Here is an 18,473-nt window from a genome sequence, read left to right on the forward strand (position 1 = left end):
GGTGGTACGCGGAATGCATTATCGGTGTCATAGAGTTTCGCCTGTCGAGGTGTTTGCTCGAGGTGATTTGCCACCTTGAGCAAAGCGCTCGAAAGAATACTTGGAGATACAAGGAGGGGCTATGGAACTCGATCGTCGTCATTTTCTCAAAGGCGCTTTTGCTACGGGCGCTGTTGCTGCTGCGGGCGTAGCGCTTGCCGGCTGTTCGCCTTCCGAATCGGGCGAAAAACCCGAGTCGGGCGCTACCGAAGGCGGTACTCCGTACCCCGAAGGATTGCAGGCTTCTGACTTCGAGAGCTCGCCTGTAGAGCTCGACCCCATTACTAAGTTCTCTGAAGAGAAGACCTACGACGTCGTAGTCGTCGGTGCCGGAACGGGTGGCGTTCCGGCGGCTCTTTCCGCGCTTGAAGAAGGCGCGACGGTTGCCGTGCTTCAGAAAGAGCCCACGCCGATTGCGCAGGGTGGCACGTGCACGGGCGTGCTGCTCGACGAATCGGACGAACAGGGCGTGATGAACTTCATTCAGGCCTTCATGGAGGATTGCCATTGGCGCGCCGATCGAGATTTGGCCACCACGTGGGCCAAATACTCGGGTGAGACAATCCGCTGGATGCAAGTGCGTACCGCGGAGGCCGGTTTTCCTCCGTACAAAATCCGTCCTACGGCCGTGACTGAATACGAGGACGGTAGCAAATGCTCTCGTCGCTCCATTCTGTTCGGGCCTAAGCCGTACAACAACGGAAATGCAATTAAGGCGCTAGCCGAGCTAGCCGCCGAAAAAGGCGTCGAGTTCTTCTATAGCACGCCTGGCGTTCAGCTTGTTACCGACGAATCCGGGGCAGTGACCGGCGTTGTGGGCAAAAGCGGTACTGACTACATCAAATTCAATGCTACCAAAGGCGTCATTCTTTCGACGGGCGACTACCAGAACAACCAGAGCTTGATAGAGCGCTACTGCCCCGATGTGAAAGACTTCGACCGCAAGCAGACCAACAAGACGGGCGACGGCATCATGATGGCTATGGCAATCGGCGGTACGTTCGTTCCCGTGGGACATTCTCATATGATGCACGATTTCGATTCGGGCCCGATGTATAACGAGCCGTTTTTGACGGTCAACGAAAACGGCGAGCGCTTCATGAACGAAGACGCTGAATTCGAACAGCTCAACTGCGTTTTGCGCTATCAGCCCAAGCCTGGCTGGTATAGTCAAATCTTCGACGACAACTATGTTGACCAGGTGACGGAATGGGGCGGCAAACCGACCGATAAAGAAGCGATCAAGGTTTACATGCCCGATGTTGAGATGGATCGCTCTGCGGAAAGTGGAGCAAACGTCATCGAGGACCTCATTGACACGTATTGCTGCGATACGTTGGACGAACTTGCCGAAAAGCTCGGCATCCCTGCCGACGCGCTGAAGAAATCTGTCGAGCGCTACAACGAGATGTGCGATGCGGGCTTCGATTCCGATTTCGGCAAGAAGGCGAAGTACCTCAAAAAGATCGAGCAGCCTCCGTATTGGGGCATTCACAAGCATATCCGCGTGTCCGCCATGTGCGCAGGCGCTGCGGTAAATGGCAATTATCAAGCTCTTGATAAAGACCGCAACGTTATTCCGAACCTGTGGATTACGGGATTTTCCGCCGGACAACTATGCGGTCTGCCTGACTGGTCGATGTTCCAGGGAGGAATGTCGGCTGGCCATTGCATGACCACCGGTCGTATTTGCGGCATTCAGGCAGCTACGGGCGGAAAGCTCGAGCCGACCACGCCCATTACCGAGGCCGATGTTGTTGCGCTAGACTAATCAACCAATTTCCGCGCGTCCTTCCCCTCCCCTTTTTCGGACGCGTTTTCGATCGGGGCGTGTCAATTGGCACGCCCCTTTCTTGCGCTCTGGGGCTTCAGGGTCATACCGCGGGCGTCTTTCCCGCATGTTCTTGGTGCGGTATCATCGTTGTCTGGCTTGTTGTAGGCTTGGTTTCGCGCCTTGGTTATTCCGTGCGGTTTTTCGTTATGGATGAATCGCCCTTGCCCGTTTTGTCATCATGGGGCGGTATGCGAAGGCTGCGTTTCGCCCGCGGCTGAAAGAGCTCGGGCTGGTATGAAGCGAAAGGGGTTTCGATGGAGATCATCGTTGCTAAAGATTATCAGGATATGAGCGAAGCGGCTGCGGATATCATCGCGGAACTGGTTTCCGAAAAGCCTGGCTGCGTGCTCGGTCTCGCCACGGGTTCTACGCCCGAGGGCCTTTATGCCGAACTCGTCAAGCGCTACGAAGAGGAAGGTCTCGACTTCTCCCGCGTGGCCACCTTCAACTTGGACGAGTATCGCGGCCTTTCTCACGACCATGAGCAGAGCTATCACTATTTCATGCAGAAGCATCTGTTCGATCATGTGAACGTTCGTCCCGAGAACACGCATGTCCCCAACGGCGCCAATCCCGATGCTGAAGCGGCATGCGACGCCTACGAGGCGTCCATCGCCCTGTCCGGCGGCGTTGACCTGCAGCTTTTGGGCCTTGGCCACAACGGTCACATTGGCTTCAACGAGCCCGCCGACGAATTCACCAAGGAGACCAACTGCGTCGATTTGACCGAAAGCACCATTCAGGCCAACAGCCGTCTGTTCAATTCCGCAGACGAAGTGCCCCGCCAGGCGTACACCATGGGCATTGGCACCATCATGGCCGCCAAGCAGATTCTCCTGGTTGTAAGCGGCGAAGACAAGGCGCAGATTGTGCGTGACGTCTTCTTCGGCCCTGTTACCCCGAAGGTTCCCGCTTCCATCCTGCAGTTCCACCCCAATGCCATCGCCGTTGTCGACGAAGCTGCGTTTTCTGCATGTGAGGAAATCGCTGAAGGTACGTGCGGCTGCGGTCATGACCACGAAGGCGGTTGCTGCTGCTAGCCTGCGTGCAGGAGGCGAAAGCAAGCGCGAAAGCGGCATGTTTGCTGGATATGTCGCCCGTGAGGCTGCGAAGCGGCTCAAGCGTCGCCGCATGTTGCGAGGCTTTTGCGGAATTACGGAATATGCTGCGTAGATTCTGGCTTTAACGAGGCTGCCGAATGGTTCGGCGGCCTCGTTTTGTATGATGGCCCTATACGCATGCGAGAGGAGAGCGTTTTGAACATGCTGAGAATCACAGGCGGCCAGGTTTTCACCGGTGAAGCCTTCGAAGAAAAAACCCTGTTTGTGTGCGACGGTCGCATCGTCGAGGATTTGGCGGACGGCGCTGACGTTGAGGACATCGACGCCCGTGGATGCTATGTCATTCCCGGCCTGGTCGACGTGCATTCCCACGGTGCCGTCGGCTACGATTTTTGCGACGGTACGCACGAGGCGATCGATGCCATCTGCCGTTACCAGGCATCGCGTGGCGTGACGGCGTATTGCCCTGCGACCATGACCTATCCTGAGGAAAAGCTTGCAGGAATCGCGCGATGCGCCGCCGAACACGAGGATGCAGATGACGCCGCGGCGCTCGTGGGCATCAATATGGAAGGGCCGTTCATCAGCCCGAATAAAGTTGGAGCGCAAAACCCCGCATACGTCCAATGCCCAGACGCCGGCATGTTCCATCGTCTGCAGGAGGCGGCGGGTGGTCTGTTCAAAATCGTGGACATTGCCCCCGAAGAGCCTGGTGCGCTTGATTTCGTCAAAGAGGTGCACAACGAAGTGCGCATATCCATTGCCCACACCACCGCGACATACGACCAGGCGCATGCCGCTTTTGAAGCGGGCGCCAGCCATGTGACGCATCTGTTCAACGCGATGCCTCCGTTGGCCCATAGGGAGCCGGGCGTTATCGGCGCTGCGGCAGACGCCAAGGCCACGCCCGAGATTATTGCTGACGGCGTGCACATCCACCCGTCGGCGGTACGTGCGGCTTTTAAGCTGTTTGACGACGACCATATGATTTTCGTCAGTGATTCCATGATGGCGACGGGTCTCGACGACGGTGAATACAGTCTCGGTGGTCAAGCGGTCACCGTGCGCGGTAATCGGGCAACCCTTCACGATGGAACACTTGCGGGAAGTGCGACCGACCTCATGTCGTGCTTCAAAATCGCGGTGCGAGACATGGAAATTCCCTTGGTGTCCGCCGTTAAGGCGGCGAGCGTGAATCCCGCCCGAGCCATTGGCCTTGGCGAGACGCGTGGCAATCTCAACATTGGCTCTGTTGCCGACATGGTTGTTCTTGATGAGAATCTCGATCTTCGTACGGTGGTTGTGCGAGGCAGGGTTTTGTAGAACACCGACCCTTCATGAAAGATGGGCGGGGAAAGCGATGGCAGAAAGGCCGCGATTTTCGAGGTCCGGCGAATATGGAAAACGGAAAGCGGGCGGTTCATGGCGAACCGCCCGCTTTTTGTCTCTCTTTATATGGCATACGTTTTGTTCGTGCGCTCTAGTTTTTATACAGTGCCGTCCTCATAAGGGCAAAAAGAGACTGATAGGCGGTGTCGTTGTTTTGGAGGGACAAAACCATGACGCCCCAGACCAGAGCTGCAAGCGATTCGGCCGGCTTATTGCCCTGCTTGACGCTGCATGAGGATAAAGCGTCAAGGTTGATTCCCTCGTCGTGCTCGATGGCTACGACCAATCCGCGTTTTATATGGGCAAATGCGGCATTTTCCCGCGCACGAACTTCTTTTCTGCTCTCGGAATCCAATGCTGCAAGCTCGCTGAGCCAGCTTTTTCGGAAGGCCTTGATCGTGTGCTCGAGATCGTGCATAAGGCGTTCGCAAAACGTGACGAAGTCCTCCCCCGAAGACGCCACGAACATTTCCTTGCTAAGGGAGGTCTGCCAAAACATTCCTACGGCGTCGGCGACAAGCATCGCTTTCGTGGGGTAGTAATTGTAGATGGAACCGACAGACACTCCGCACGCTTTCGCAACGCTTCTGATGCTGAGATTTGCCGGCCCCGACTCAAGAACCAGTTTGTATGATGCCTCGAGGATGAGGTCTTTAGAAATGACGGCTTTGTTTCCCATGCTTTGCCTCTTTGCCCATTGGCTTCTGTCTTTGTACGGTTTGCTGTGCGAATGAATTATACAAACGCATGGAACGTGTTTGAGCGCGATTGTCGGACGCGTGCTGCTGCAGAGAATATTCTGTGAAGAGGGAAAGGCGTTCTTGCCAGCCCGTCAGAATTTCGTTATTCTGAACGACGTTCATTTATGAACAATGTTCAGAATAGAAGGCAGCCGGCACGGTCGGCTATGGGGAGGGATTGATATGAGTTTGGAACTTGTTGCTGCTTCGAGCGCCATTACGCTGGCGCTGGTCTTTTACACCATAGGCGTGTTTTCGGAGCGCCGTGCGGGATTTCTGAAGAAGAGTCACGTAATACTGTTTTGGTGTGGCTTGGTTTTCGATACCACGGGAACGACCATCATGACGAATATTGCTCAGACTTCGGGTGCGACGGGTTTTGGTATTCATGCCATTTCCGGATTGGCCGCAATTATCCTGATGCTGATTCATGCGGTATGGGCCACGGTCACGTTCTTGCGTCGCAATGAGCGTGCGGAGAAAACATTTCATACGTTTAGCACGCTTGTGTGGCTACTCTGGCTGGTTCCTTATATCATCGGATTGCTTGTGGGCATTCCGGCTATTCATCTTCGCGCCGTATGTGCGGTCGGCACGAGCGTCATCGTGGTGTCCGCGTTCGCGATGGTTCTCTTCCGTCGTGCGAAGACGCGCAAGTCTCATTAGAGACGATTCGATTCGTGTCGTTTGACGAATCTGGTGCGCTCGCCCAACGGGTTGGCGAAATTCGTACGAAAACGAGAAACCCCGCGGCTTGCCGGCTGTCTGCCAGGGCGAGCCGCGGGGTTTTATTGTGACTTCATCCTGTTCGGGGCGCGTTTTGCCCCCTGAACTATAGATGAGCCTCTTCGGTAATATGTTACTAAAAAAATAACATATAAAAACAAGAACGTGTTATTATGGTTACGGTGCTTTCCTGGGCCAATAACGCGACGTGCGCTGCGCGGTCTGGCGTGACGGCGCAGGACATGCGACGTAGGTCAAGGAAAGCACAGAAGAAGGGCTTTTGATGCGGGGTGCTTTGGGGACAGGATAGAACCCCAGCATCGGAGGCGAAAAAGAGCACCTGAGGGTGCGTCATAACGAAAAAGGGGGTGTGCTATGGAGCTTTTGACCGATGCTGCGTTTCTTTCGCGCGTGCAGTTCGCTTTGGTCGTGTTCGTTCACTTTGTATTCGTTCCGCTGTCCATCGGTATCGGCTTGATCATGGCCATCAACGAAACGCGGTATTACCGCTCGCGCAATCCCAAGGATGAAGCGGCAACGCGTTTCTGGGTGAAAATCTTCACCACAACGTTCGCTGTGGGTGTTGCCACGGGTATCACCATGGAATTCTCGTTCGGAACGAACTGGGCTGATTACAGCCGTTTCGTCGGAGACATCTTCGGCGCGCCGCTTGCGGCAGAGGCGCTGTTGGCCTTCTTCCTCGAGTCCGTGTTCCTGGGCATCGTGATTTTCGGGCGCAAGAAGGTAAGCCCGAAGTTCTATCTTGTTTCCGCTTGGTTGGTCTTCTTCGGCAGCTGCCTGTCCGCGCTGTGGATTCTCATTGCCAACTCCTGGATGCAGACTCCCGCAGGCGCCGAGCTTGTGGCCGACGGCAGCAAGGCGGTCATCACCGACTTCTTCGCTGCGGCGTTCAATCCCTCCACACTTCCCCGCTACACCCATACGGTTCTTGCCGCATTGGCACTTGGCTCTTTCGTGGCGATTGCAATGTCTGCATGGTACATGCATAAGAACAAGCACGAGCACTTCGCCCAAAAGACCATGAAGGTTGGCGTTGTGGCCGCTGTCATTGCTACGGGCTGCCTGCTTGTTTCCGCTCATTCCGCTGCCGTGGTCGTTGCCGAAGAGCAGCCGAGCAAAATCGCCATGATGGAAGGCCACTACGAAACCGGCACGTTGCCGCTGTATGCGGTCGGTTGGGTTGACGAAGAGGCTCAGGAAACGGCGGCTCCCATTGCTTTGCCCGGATTCACGAGCTTCCTGGCTTCGGGCGACTTCAACAAGGAATACCCCGGCTTGAACCAGATCGTCGCTGAAAATGACGAAATCGAGCATAGCGACCTTCCCGTCAACCTGGTGTTCCAGAGCTACCACCTGATGGTCGCCCTGTTCGGCGTCATTGTGTTGGTGCTTATTTTGGCGGCTATTGCCGCCTTCAAGAAGGGCAGCAAGCTCGGATCGAAGAAGTGGGTCCAGTGGATTTTAATCCTGTCTCCTCTGGCTCCGTTCATTGCCATCCAGTCCGGCTGGTCTACGGCTGAATTCGGCCGTCAGCCCTACGTTGTCTATCCTTCCGTGAGCGGTCCTGACGGTGTGTCTCTGCTCACCAACGAGGCGGCGTCCCAGTCCGTTACCCCTCCCGAGCTTATGATCACCATCGCCTTGTTCGCAGTGGTCTATCTGCTCCTGCTTGTTGCATGGGTCCGTCTCATCGGCAAAGCTGTCAAAGAGGGTCCCGTGCTCGAGTCTGAGAAGGCTGCGGCGGCCGGCTCCGACACTGCCGCATCGGCCGCCAGCTTTGCGGTCGGTTCCGATGCGTCCGCGGACGAAAAGAAGAAGGAGGCATAAGCCATGACTATCCTCGGCATTATCTGGTTCTGCCTCATCTTCGTCTTGATCGCAGGCTATTTCGTACTCGACGGCTTTGATCTGGGAGCGGGCGTCTTGAGTCCCTTCGTAGCGAAAAACGACGAAGAGAAGGCTATTGTGCGCTCGAGCGTCGGTCCCGTGTGGGACGGCAACGAGGTTTGGCTGCTTACTGCGGGCGGTGCTCTTTTCGCGGCGTTCGCTCCGGCGTATGCCACCACGTTTTCGGGCTTCTATCTTGCCATCATGCTCGTTTTGATGGGCTTGATCGTCCGTGCGGTTTCCCTCGAGTTTGCCGGTCATGACAAAGCATGGTCGAAGCTGTGGAATGCGTTGTTCTTCGTAGGTTCCTTGCTTCCTGCGCTGCTTTTCGGTGTGGCTGCAGGCAATGTGTTCGCGGGCATTCCCATGGATGCCAACGGCGACTACATCGGCGTTCCTCTGTTGGGCCTGGTAACCCCGTTCACGCTGCTTACCGGCCTTTTGGGTCTGAGCTTCTTCTTGTTCCAGGGCGCCAGCTGGCTTTCCCTGAAGGCGCCCCTCGGTTCTGAAGTACTCGCTCGCGCCAAGAAGATTCGCGGCGTCATGCTTATCGTCGGTGCCGTTCTGTTCTTCGCGACGGCTGCGTATGCGCTGTTCGTGCTCAAGCCCGAAATGGCTCCGGAGCTGTCTTTGCTTCGCATGGTCTTCTTCGCTCTGGTGATCGTTGCTTTGGCGGTTGCCATCATGAAGAACGGCAGCGACTCTTCTGACCTGGTGGTCTTCATTGCCACGTCCGCTGCATGCGTCATGCTGGTTGGCCTGTGGGCGTCGCTCATGTTCCCGAATCTGGTTGTTGCCGGCGCGGGCGATCCTATCGCCTTGTTCGGCACGGCGGCATCGGGCGAGAACATCACCATCGCTACTGCGGCCTCGAGCGAGCTTGCGCTTACCTGGATGCTCGGCATCACCTGCGTCGGTTTGCCGCTGGTGCTCGCGTATCACTTCATCATTTACCGCACGTTCCGCGGTCGTGTGAAGATGGACGAGCTGGACTACTAAAGCCCGTCTTGATGCACTGAAAAACCGGTCTCGTTCGAGGCCGGTTTTTTCTTGTCCCGATTGTGCCTGCGCCATGCGATGGCGTCTCGGGCGAGCCTGCGTATGCGGGCAGGTGGAGGCGGGCGACGCACAAAACCCACGATACGCTTCTTACGCTGCCCGACCTCCGTGGGTCTTCTGTGCTATGAGCGGGCGACGGTGCGCTTTCGTTCGTTTTGGCTATACTGGGTCTCATCCGCGTGAAAGTTTGTTGGGAGGAACCCATGCAATACGAAAAGCTCCAGGAAGAGATTAAAAACGCCATGCGCGCTCACGACAAGAACCGTCTGAGCATCCTTCGCCAGGTTCATGGCGAGGTGAAGAACATCGAAGTAAACGAGCGCCGCGACATCGTCGAGGCGGACGTCGATGCCATGCTCAAGCAGACGGGCGAAACGCTTGAAGGGTCCATTAAGGCGGCAACGAGCGAAGAGCGTACGGCCATGCTGAAAGAGCAGGTTGCCATTCTTGAAGAGTATCTGCCGAAGCAGGTATCTGGCGACGAGCTCATTGCTCTTATTGAAAAAACCATTGCCGATCTGGGGGCCGAGACCAAACGCGACATGGGCAAGGTCATGGGGGCTTTGACTGCAGCCACCGGCGGTAACTTTGACAAAGCGGCTGCGGCCAAAGAGGTGGGAAGCCGCCTGGCGTAAGCCGCCATATCGTTTGGGGCGTTGCGGCAGTGCCGCGCCAACGCTTCTGAACGGCCGAGGAAGCGCCGCCGCGCTTTATGCCCATGAGGTGCATCATATACGGTAACGAATCGAGGCTCGCCTCCGTTTTTGCTGCGCGAGAAAACGTACAAGGAGTAATTTTGTCTGAGGAAATCGACTTCATTCCCGTTCTTATAGGCGGGGATATGAACTGCTATTCCGTAGCACGTGCAATACATGAACAGTATGGCAAGAAAAGCTACGCGTTCGGCCGTTTTGCCGCCGGTGACACCATGCACAGCCGCATTGTCGAATGCCAGTACAACGAAGACCTCGACAAGCCCGACGTGCTTCTTGCCACCATCAAGGAGTTTGCTGCAAAGCATCCCGAAACCATGCATTTGGTATGGGGATGCGCAGACGTGTATGCAGAGCTTCTTTCGGAAATTCAGGATGACCTGCCCAAGAACTGCGTGACGCTTTATATCAACGCCGACCTGCGCGACCGTCTTGAGTCCAAGACGAGCTTTTACCAGATGTGCGAAGAGCACGGTCTTCCCTACCCCACAACGTTCTCGGTGACGCCGGCGCGCTTTGGCGAAGGCCTTTCCGAGGCCGACGTGTCCGAGAACGTCCTTGGCTTTTCCTATCCTGTCATCGTGAAGCCGGCTATGAGCGTGACGTATTGGGAGCATCCCTTTGAAGGCATGAAGAAGGTCTATACGGCCGATTCCCCGGCGGAAGCCCTGCGCATTTTGGGGTTGATTTTCGGTGCGGGCTATCCTGACGAAGTACTGCTGCAGGATATGGTCGTGGGCGAAGATTGCAACATGAACGTGCTTACGGCGTATTGCGACCGCAACTGCAAGGTGAAACTTATCTGCTTCGGCCGCGAAGGCTTGGAGGAACATACGCCCACGGCGCTGGGCAACCCGTGCGCCATCATCACACAGCCCAACCCAGAGCTGCAGGAGCTGATTAAGAACTTCCTCGAGAAGATCGAATTCACCGGTTTCGCCAATTTTGATATCAAACGCGACGACCGCGACGGTTCGTACAAAATCTTCGAGGTCAATCTCCGCCAGGGTCGCACGAACTACCATGTTACAGCGGCGGGTCACAACATAGCCCGTTACGTGGTGGAAGATCGTGTATTCAAGCGCGATTTGGGGGAATGCGTGCAAAACACCAATGAGGTCTTCTGGCATTCGGTGCCTCGTAAGGTTGTTTACGAATACGTGAAAGACCCCGAGTTCGTGGCTCGCGCCAAGGAGTTGGTTGCTCAGGGCAAAGAGTCTATGAGCTTTGACTATCCGTATGATTTGCGCTTTAACCCTATGCGTTGGGCTTGGATGAAGATTCACGTGCATCGCTATATCGACAAATTCGCGAATCCGGATAACTACAAATAAAGGAACCCCATTCCGTTCGGAAAATTCTGCGAACAGTGAGTTCGACCCGTCAGAAGGACCTCGCGAGAAGTGAATCCGATTTGTCGGAGAAGCTTCGCGAAGAAGCGAACCGCTCTGCCTAGAGTCGGCCTCAAAGAATCCGTCTTGCTCGAAGAGCCCCACCGAGATGTTTCGATGGGGCTCTTCTCATAGGGAAACGGCGCAGTTTTTCACAGGGAGCCTTGCAAGCGGTACAATCATCGTTTCGAAAGGCAATCGGTCGGATGGCTTGCGGGGCATCCTGACGATGCATGGCAAGCGAAGGCGCTGTCGGGCGGGCGAAACCGCCGCTAGGCTCGCGTTCGCTTTACAACGAAAGGTACCCTATGTGCGGTTTTGTCGGCTTCACCGGCGATGTCGAAAACAAGCAGCAGGTTCTTGCGGCAATGATGGGTCGCATTGTCCATCGCGGGCCGGATATGGGCGATCAGTTCATCAACGATAGCGTGGCGCTGGGCTTTCGCCGTTTGTCCATCCTTGACTTGAGCGAGGCTGGAAAACAGCCTATGCGCAACGACGAGGAAACCGTCGTCATCACCTTCAATGGCGAAATCTATAACTTCCAGGAGATTCGCAGCGAGCTTGAAGCTAAGGGCTACGTTTTCCATAGCGGCACCGACACAGAATCGCTGCTGCATGGCTACGAAGAGTGGGGAGAGCAAATTGTCGACCGCTTGCGCGGTATGTATGCTTTCGTCATTTGGGATGCCAAGAAAAACCGCCTGTTCGGCGCTCGCGATATTTTCGGCATCAAGCCGTTTTATTATTGCCGCACGGCTCAAAACGACCTTCTTTTCGGCAGCGAGATCAAAAGCTTCCTCGACCATCCTCACTTTGTGAAAGAGGTCAACAAGCAGGCCTTGCGCCCGTATCTCACCATGCAGTTCCCCGCTACGGACGAAACGTTTTTCGCGGGTGTGTACAAGCTTCCCGCTGCGCATTGCTTCACTTACGACCTTGCCTCGGGCGAAATGTCCGTGCGCCGCTATTGGGATGCCGATTTCTCCGACGATGACTCGAAGACGTTCGGCCAGTATGTGGAGGAATGCGACCAGGTGGTCCATGAAAGCGTTTCTGCGCATCGTATAGCTGACGTCAAGGTGGGATCGTTCCTTTCCGGCGGCGTTGACTCAAGCTACATTGCCGCATGCCTTATGCCCGACAATACGTTCTCCGTCGGCTTTGACTACAAAGACTTCAACGAAACCAATTATGCGGCCGAACTTTCCGACAAGCTCGGCATCAAAAATTACCGCAAAATGGTGACGGCGGACGAGTTTTTCAACACGCTGCCTGAAATCCAGTACCACATGGACGAGCCTCAGAGCAACCTGTCCAGCGTGCCGCTGTGGTTTTTGGCCCAGCTGGCCGCCGAGCAGGTCACCGTCGTGCTTTCGGGCGAAGGCGCAGACGAGCTGTTTGCCGGCTATGCGTATTACGAAGACGTTCCCTCCCTTGCGCGATTCAAGCGCATTGTTCCGCGCGGCATTCGTCGCAGCCTGGGCAAGTTCGTCGAGAACAAGCCGTATTTCAAGGGCAGGAACTTCTTGCTGAAGGCTGCCGAGATGCCGGAGAAGTGGTTCACCGGCCAGGCGTTCATCTATCGCAGCGACGAAATCGATGACGTCGTGAAGCCCGCCTATGCCAAGGGCCCCGACGCCTTTGAGCTGTGCGCGCCGGTGTACGACCGCGTGCAGAATTTCTGCGATTTGTCCAAGCGCCAATATCTGGATATGAACATGTGGCTACCGGGAGACATCCTCCTCAAGGCCGACAAGATGTGCATGGCGCATTCTCTGGAGCTGCGCGTTCCGTTCCTCGACAAAAAGGTCATGGAGTTCGCTCAGCACATTCCTGCTTCCTTCCGCGTGAATGAGAGTGGAAACAAGCAGGTGCTTCGTCATGCGGCAAATCGTGTTCTGCCCGACGAATGGGCAACGCGCCCCAAGAAGGGCTTCCCGGTTCCGCTGAAGTTCTGGCTGCGCGAGCAGAAGTACTACGATTACGTGAAGGAATATTTCACCGCGTCGTGGGCCGAAGAGTTCTTCGACACCAAGAAGCTCATGGCCATGCTGGATGACCATTACGAGGGCAAAGCGCTCAATCATCGCAAGATTTACACCGCGCTTACGTTCCTTATCTGGTACAAGCGTTATTTCATCGATGAACAGGGAGTTTCGTCCGCGGCGTAATTCTTGCCACCGCGCTATTTTGGCCGAGAGCAGTGCTTTAGCGCCGATTTTAGGCAAACGAAAGCCGCCCTTCGTATCCCGTCTTTCTTCTTGGCACGGTAGAAGAAAGACGGGATACGAAGGGCGGCTTTTCTATGTCCTGGGCTGCTTGCCGCTTGCTAAAAAGGCGAGCAATTCTTTCGGCAGCGGCTTGGGGCGCCTCTGAGCAAGGCGGATGCTTTTAATGACAACTCGTCAGAATTCGCTTTGCTATAGAAAGGTCGCTTTCCACTTCGACATAGCGGTCTCCGCGATGTTGGCTTGTTTCGTCTCCTTTCGCCAGAAGCAAGACGACGGAGGGATGACCTTCGGCAATTCGGAAAGCTTGTTCAATGGCCTGTTCGCGGTCCACGATGACCTCGTAGGAAAGGTTGGACGGCGTGTTTGCGGCAAGTTCCGCGCAGATGTCCTCCACGCGTTCGTGCGCGGGGTCTTCTTCGGTGTAAATAACGAAATCGGCATATTGCGCGGCAACGCGGGGAAGGCATTCGCGACGTTCTTCCGCCTTTCCTCCAGGGGCTCCGAACACCGCTATGATTTTTCGACCTGGGTAGTCGTTTTCTACCGATTCGAAGAGCGTCTTGAAAGAGAGCTCGTTATGCGCGTAGTCGACGATAGCGAGGCTTTCCTCATCCGAAGAGGCCACAATCTCCATGCGTCCTGGAACCCTTACGGACGAAAGGCCTTTTTCTATGCTGTCGAAATTGACACCCGAAAGCCGCGCCATGACGATGGCGGCGAGAGCGTTTGATACATTAAAGCGTCCCGCTATACCGAGGTCGATTTTTCTAGTCTCTCCTTCCGCAATGAGGTCGAAAGACGTGCCTCTTGCCGAGAGCGATATGTTTCGTGCGGTGTAGTCGGCGTCGCTTTGCTCGGCGCTGAAGGTTACGATGCGCTGAGCCTTGCGTGCGGCATCAAGAATGCGGTCCTTGTGGTCGGAATCGATATTGACCACAGCGGTGGAGCACTGGTCGAAAATCTTGAGCTTCGAAGAGAAGTAATCTTCAAAGTCGGAGTGTTCGACGGGAGATATGTGGTCTCGCCCGATATTGAGGAAACAGGCGGTTTCGAAATGAAGGCCTAGGACGCGTTCGTATTTCAGGCCGTGGCTGGATACCTCCATGACCATGACCTTGCGGCCGGATTGTTCGGTGTTATGCAGGTGACGCCACAAGTCGGGTGCTTCGGGTGTGGTGTTGTGGCTCTCATGACGCACCAGGCCGTCGTCGGTTTCAATCGAACCGAGGATGGAGGAGGGCATGTTTGCGGCGTCGAGAATCGAGCGCAGCATATAGGCGGTGGTCGATTTCCCCTTAGTGCCGGTTATGCCGATGACGTTAAGAGCGCGATCGGGATGGTCATACATGAAAGCTGCAGCCAGAGCCATGGCTCGGCGAATGTCTTCAACCACGATATGCGGTGCGCCCGGAGCTACGCGGGCAAGGGCTTCTTCGGCCGATTTTTCGCACATATACGCGGAGGCCCCAGATGCAAGTGCCATGGAAAGGAACTGCGGTTTGAAAGAGACGCCCTTGCATACGAAAAGGCAACCTTTTTCTATTGCGCGGGAGTCTATGGACATGCCTTGTATTGCGATGTCGGCTCCGATGAGTCGTGCGCGGCATTCGTTGCTCATGAGGTTGTCGACGACATCGCTTGCGTGAAACGCCTTCAAGGGGGGCATGGTGCTCCATTCGCTCGGGGATTGTTGATGCGGTGTCGATATAGCTTATCCCAAATGGATAGGCTCGAAGCCGTTTTCCTGTTATAAGCTAGAAGATTCCACGGCAGTTGTGACTGTGGCTTTGCGTCAGGGGGTTTTAAAGCGTTGACGAATTGCGATGCGTTTCTTAAATAAAAATTGACGTTTTCTCGGTATTATCGAAGGGTGCTCCGACATATGGCGCGTATCTCTACCTTCGGAAGGAGCCATAAATGCGTCCTCTTCCCAAAAACCAGCTCGACCCCAAAGTGAAAAGCGTATGGCGCATCAGCGATGCGTTGTGGCTGACGCTTGCTTATGCAGCTTGCTCGGCCACCTTTTTCATCATTGCCCTTGTCGATCCGGAATCCTCGTGGGCATGGATCGTGGTTGCGGCTATGACGGTCGCATGGGTCGTCGCGCTTGTCGTGATGGTCGGCATCCTGCCTCCCATACGGCATATGCGCTGGCGCTATGAGGTGGGAGAAAACGAGCTTGACATAGCGCGCGGCATCATCTGGCGCGCCCGTTTCGTCATCCCCTTCGTGCGCGTGCAAAACACTGACACGAAGCAAGGCCCTATTTTGCGGATGTTTAATCTAGCAAGCGTCACCGTTTCAACGGCGGCGGGAGAGCATGTCATTCCCGGCCTTGCCTTCGAAGAGGCGGATATGCTGCGCGATCGCATTGCCACTCAGGCGCGCCTTGCGCAGGAGGACGTGTAGCCATGATGAGCGAGAATCCCCAAAGGACCGCTTTCACGTCCTTGGACCCCGAATGGGCCGCGTATCGAGACCAGCTTGTCGCTTACGCCCGCGCGGGCGCCGAAGGGCTTTCTCCCGGCGACCCTCGTGCGCTGGTTCCCGAATCTTTGAGGCCGGGGAAGCACCGAGTGCATAGTTCCTATGTTTGGCTGGGTGGATTGGGCGCCGCCATGACCGTTGCCGTTCTTATGGTCGTATCCATGTTCGGCAGCGTCGTAGGTGCTCTCGCGAAAGCCCCGTCCTCGTTGCTCGTCGTGCCTTTTGTTGCCCTCGGCGTGATGGTGCTGGTGGTAGTCGTTTTTGCCGTGGTGTTTCTAGTGCAGTGGCTTTCCTGGAAGCATCTTTCCTACGAACTGCTGCCGGAGGAATTCAATCTGTATTCAGGCATTTTGAACAAGAAGCGCCGCCATGTTCCGTATCAGCGCGTGCAATCGGTCAATCAGCAGGCGGGGGTTTTGCAGCGCATACTGGGCGTGTGCGATGTGAAGATTGACACGGCGGGCGGCGCATCCAACGACGCCATCATGTTGAAGTTCGTGCAGACCTCCGAGGCCGAAGCCTTGCGTTCCGAGATATTCCGCCGCAAGAAGATTTTGTTGGCAGGAGGCGCCGTCGACGAATTCGGCAACGCGTTTGTTTCTGGCATGGTCGTTCCTTCCGCGTGGATGATGGCGAACGCCGCAGGCGACGAGCGCGCCGTGCGTATCGCCTTCGGCGAAGACCCCGCGTCCGTTCGGGCCAGCGCCGCATTCGCCGCGGCAGATGCGCGTGTCGCTTCAACGGCGGCGCAGCTTTCGGGCAATGTTCTCGATGGTGCAGACGAAGTGCTGCAGGACATCCGCGGCGTCTTCGGTGGAGAAGAGGTTGCAACGGGGTCCGTCTCATACGAAACGGGATTGAGCAACAAAGAGCTTTTCTTCGCTGGCCTTTCGGGCGCTGCTGGGCATTTCGGTGTGATTATCGCCGGCATCATCGGCGTGGCGTCGTTTGTGGCGCAGATATTCGAATCAAGCATTCAGGCGTGGACGGAAGACGCGGTGGAGGGCATGATAGCGGGAACGGCCTTGGAAGGAGCCTCTCCGGATGCCGCCGCGTCGGTCGTCGGCGGTGCGTTCAACACGTTCGCATGGGAAGTGGCGTTGTGGGCGGTGCTGTGCGTGATTGCTCTCTGGGCCTTTTCTGTGGTGGGCTCCGTTGTGCAGTATGGTGGCTTTAGGGTCCGCCGTCGTGAAAACCGCATTGAGGTCGAGCATGGTTTGCTGCAGCGTTCGTTTCACGGCGTCGATGTCGATCGCGTGCAGACGGTCGTCATCAAGCAGTCGTTCGTTCGCCGCCTGATCGGTTATTGCGAGCTGTCGGTTGGCAAGATCGATTCGCTCAGCACCGAAGATTCCAATGCGCAGTCTTCATCGGTGCGCGGCCTGGTTATCCATCCATTCGTGAAGGTGTCCCGTGTGTCGGAAATACTCGACGGCGTTCTGCCTGAATTCTCTCATGTGCCGGAAGAGACGGTGCGTCCCGCCGCTGTTGCCCTTCGCCGCGCCATCGTTCGTCGCAGCGTCATTCGCAGCGTGTCGTTTTGGCTGTTCGTCGTTGCGGTTGCTGCCTATGCGGGACTCGTGTACACGGCGGCTTCGGGAATGGTTGTTGTGGATCCCGGGCTGTTCTCTATCGTACAAATTGCGTTTTTCGTCTATTGCGGCTTCTTCATCCTGATGTTTGCTTTGAATGTGATAGACGCCGTTTTGTGGTACAAGCGTTCGGCCATGGGATGCAACCGCGTTTTCATGAGCATGACGAACGGCGGCTTGTCCGTGAAGACCTCCATTATTCCGCGCAAGAAAATACAGTATGGCTTCATCAGGACGAATCCGTTTCAGCGTATGGCACATGTCGCCATAGTGAATGCGCGTACGGCTGCGGGCGTCGGAGGCACGACGGAGGCGTTGTGGGATGTTTCCGAGGAGGATGCCGCTGCGTGGATTGAATGGATCAGGCCCCGGACGGAGTCTTCTGTAACTGAACGATGACGAATCGGCGCTGTCATCGGCGGATTCGGTTCCTATGCTAGAATGCCGTTTATGAACACGAACGCTGAAAACAACCCATCTTCGCAAGGCTTTTCCAAGCCTTCCAAGGACACGGCGGACGCTTCTGCATCCGCGTCTCATGCGTGGCGGATTTCTTCGTTTGAAGACATTCGCGACCTGCCGGCTTCTTCGGTGGTGCCGGAAGAACCGTCCAAGGCGCGTCGTTCGTCGGCGCGTTCGAAAAAGAAGCCCGCGCGCGAATACACCGTCGGTGAAGAGATTGCCAACTCCATCTCCCACGGAATCGGTGCGGCTTTGGCCGTGGCGGCCATTCCCATCTGCGTCGTGATTGCGGTCTCTCACGGCGGCGGCGTTGCTTTGGCGGCGGCTCTTATTTACACCATTTCCATGCTGCTCGAATACCTGGCGTCAACGCTTTATCACGCGTTGGTTCCGCTGCCGGCGAAAAAGGTGTTCAAGGTGCTCGATCATTCGGCGATTTATCTTTTCATCGCCGGCAGCTATACGCCGTTTTGTCTTATCACGCTCGCGAATTCGAATGGCCTTTTCCTCTGCATCGGGGTATGGGCGCTAGCCATTGTGGGCATTGCCTTCGAGGCCTTCTGGGTGTATAGGCCGCGCTGGATATCGGCGGTCATCTACTTGCTGCTTGGATGGTGCGTCGTGGGGTTCCTTCCCGCGCTTGTCTCCAGCCTCGCGTTTCCGGGGCTCATGCTGCTTCTGGCGGGCGGCATCTGCTACAGCATCGGGTGCGTGTTCTACGTGCTGAAGAAGATTCCCTACATGCATACGGTTTTCCATTTATGGGTGCTTGCAGGCAGCATTCTTCAGTTCCTTTCCATTGTTTTGTACGTGCTGTAATCATGCGGCACGTGCCGCG

Annotated in this window: 14 protein-coding genes; 12 read left to right on the plus strand and 2 right to left on the minus strand. The window is 56.0% G+C overall.

Annotated features, from left to right (window positions below; translation table 11 throughout):
• Positions 1 to 121: 121 nt before the first annotated feature.
• The 3 genes from HMPREF9451_RS08315 (at position 122) to nagA (ending at position 4,257) form a co-directional block, all read left to right on the plus strand.
• Positions 122 to 1,810 carry an FAD-dependent oxidoreductase gene (locus HMPREF9451_RS08315; RefSeq protein ID WP_009139848.1) on the plus strand — a complete coding sequence of 563 codons (1,689 nt, stop codon included), beginning with the start codon at positions 122 to 124 and terminating at the stop codon, positions 1,808 to 1,810.
• A 317-nt stretch (positions 1,811 to 2,127) separates the two neighbouring features.
• Positions 2,128 to 2,913, plus strand: a complete 786-nt coding sequence (gene nagB / locus HMPREF9451_RS08320; RefSeq protein WP_009139849.1) for a glucosamine-6-phosphate deaminase — start codon at positions 2,128 to 2,130, stop codon at positions 2,911 to 2,913.
• Between the two features lie 222 nt (positions 2,914 to 3,135).
• The gene (gene nagA / locus HMPREF9451_RS08325) at positions 3,136 to 4,257 is read left to right on the plus strand and encodes an N-acetylglucosamine-6-phosphate deacetylase (protein WP_009139850.1); all 1,122 of its coding nucleotides are present in this window, start codon (positions 3,136 to 3,138) and stop codon (positions 4,255 to 4,257) included.
• 157 nt (positions 4,258 to 4,414) lie between these two features.
• Here the strand turns inward: nagA and HMPREF9451_RS08330 are convergent, their stop codons facing one another.
• The gene (locus tag HMPREF9451_RS08330) at positions 4,415 to 5,002 is read right to left on the minus strand and encodes a TetR/AcrR family transcriptional regulator (RefSeq protein WP_009139851.1); all 588 of its coding nucleotides are present in this window, start codon (positions 5,000 to 5,002) and stop codon (positions 4,415 to 4,417) included.
• A gap of 244 nt (positions 5,003 to 5,246) precedes the next feature.
• Here HMPREF9451_RS08330 and HMPREF9451_RS08335 point away from each other — a divergent pair, with 244 nt between their 5' ends.
• The 6 genes from HMPREF9451_RS08335 to asnB all read left to right on the plus strand — a co-directional run bounded on the left by HMPREF9451_RS08335 (position 5,247) and on the right by asnB (position 13,034).
• Positions 5,247 to 5,729: an HsmA family protein gene (locus tag HMPREF9451_RS08335; RefSeq protein WP_009139852.1), complete on the plus strand. Its 483-nt coding sequence runs from the start codon at positions 5,247 to 5,249 to the stop codon at positions 5,727 to 5,729.
• 435 nt (positions 5,730 to 6,164) lie between these two features.
• Complete coding sequence (locus HMPREF9451_RS08340; protein WP_009139853.1) at positions 6,165 to 7,637, plus strand: cytochrome ubiquinol oxidase subunit I; 1,473 nt, start codon at positions 6,165 to 6,167, stop codon at positions 7,635 to 7,637.
• 3 nt (positions 7,638 to 7,640) lie between these two features.
• Complete coding sequence (gene cydB / locus HMPREF9451_RS08345; protein WP_009139854.1) at positions 7,641 to 8,696, plus strand: cytochrome d ubiquinol oxidase subunit II; 1,056 nt, start codon at positions 7,641 to 7,643, stop codon at positions 8,694 to 8,696.
• A 263-nt stretch (positions 8,697 to 8,959) separates the two neighbouring features.
• Positions 8,960 to 9,391, plus strand: a complete 432-nt coding sequence (locus HMPREF9451_RS08350) for a GatB/YqeY domain-containing protein (protein ID WP_009139855.1) — start codon at positions 8,960 to 8,962, stop codon at positions 9,389 to 9,391.
• Between the two features lie 161 nt (positions 9,392 to 9,552).
• Positions 9,553 to 10,803 (plus strand): carboxylate--amine ligase, encoded by a 1,251-nt coding sequence (locus HMPREF9451_RS08355; RefSeq protein WP_009139856.1) that lies wholly within the window; start codon positions 9,553 to 9,555, stop codon positions 10,801 to 10,803.
• Between the two features lie 365 nt (positions 10,804 to 11,168).
• Complete coding sequence (gene asnB, locus HMPREF9451_RS08360; protein ID WP_009139857.1) at positions 11,169 to 13,034, plus strand: asparagine synthase (glutamine-hydrolyzing); 1,866 nt, start codon at positions 11,169 to 11,171, stop codon at positions 13,032 to 13,034.
• A gap of 220 nt (positions 13,035 to 13,254) precedes the next feature.
• On the opposite strand, the gene HMPREF9451_RS08365 is transcribed toward asnB, so the two are convergent.
• Positions 13,255 to 14,760: a Mur ligase family protein gene (locus HMPREF9451_RS08365; RefSeq protein ID WP_009139858.1), complete on the minus strand. Its 1,506-nt coding sequence runs from the start codon at positions 14,758 to 14,760 to the stop codon at positions 13,255 to 13,257.
• 251 nt (positions 14,761 to 15,011) lie between these two features.
• Between HMPREF9451_RS08365 and HMPREF9451_RS08370 the strand changes: the two genes are divergently transcribed.
• Genes HMPREF9451_RS08370 through trhA form a run of 3 tightly spaced genes read left to right on the plus strand, consistent with a single transcriptional unit; the run spans position 15,012 to position 18,454 of the window.
• The gene (locus tag HMPREF9451_RS08370) at positions 15,012 to 15,503 is read left to right on the plus strand and encodes a PH domain-containing protein (RefSeq protein ID WP_009139859.1); all 492 of its coding nucleotides are present in this window, start codon (positions 15,012 to 15,014) and stop codon (positions 15,501 to 15,503) included.
• Between the two features lie 2 nt (positions 15,504 to 15,505).
• Positions 15,506 to 17,572, plus strand: a complete 2,067-nt coding sequence (locus HMPREF9451_RS08375) for a PH domain-containing protein (protein WP_009139860.1) — start codon at positions 15,506 to 15,508, stop codon at positions 17,570 to 17,572.
• Between the two features lie 51 nt (positions 17,573 to 17,623).
• On the plus strand, positions 17,624 to 18,454 hold the full coding sequence (gene trhA / locus HMPREF9451_RS08380) for a PAQR family membrane homeostasis protein TrhA (protein ID WP_009139861.1): 831 nt from the start codon (positions 17,624 to 17,626) through the stop codon (positions 18,452 to 18,454).
• The last annotated feature ends 19 nt before the right edge of the window (positions 18,455 to 18,473 follow it).

Source organism: Slackia piriformis YIT 12062 (assembly GCF_000296445.1).
Lineage (GTDB): Bacteria > Actinomycetota > Coriobacteriia > Coriobacteriales > Eggerthellaceae > Slackia > Slackia piriformis.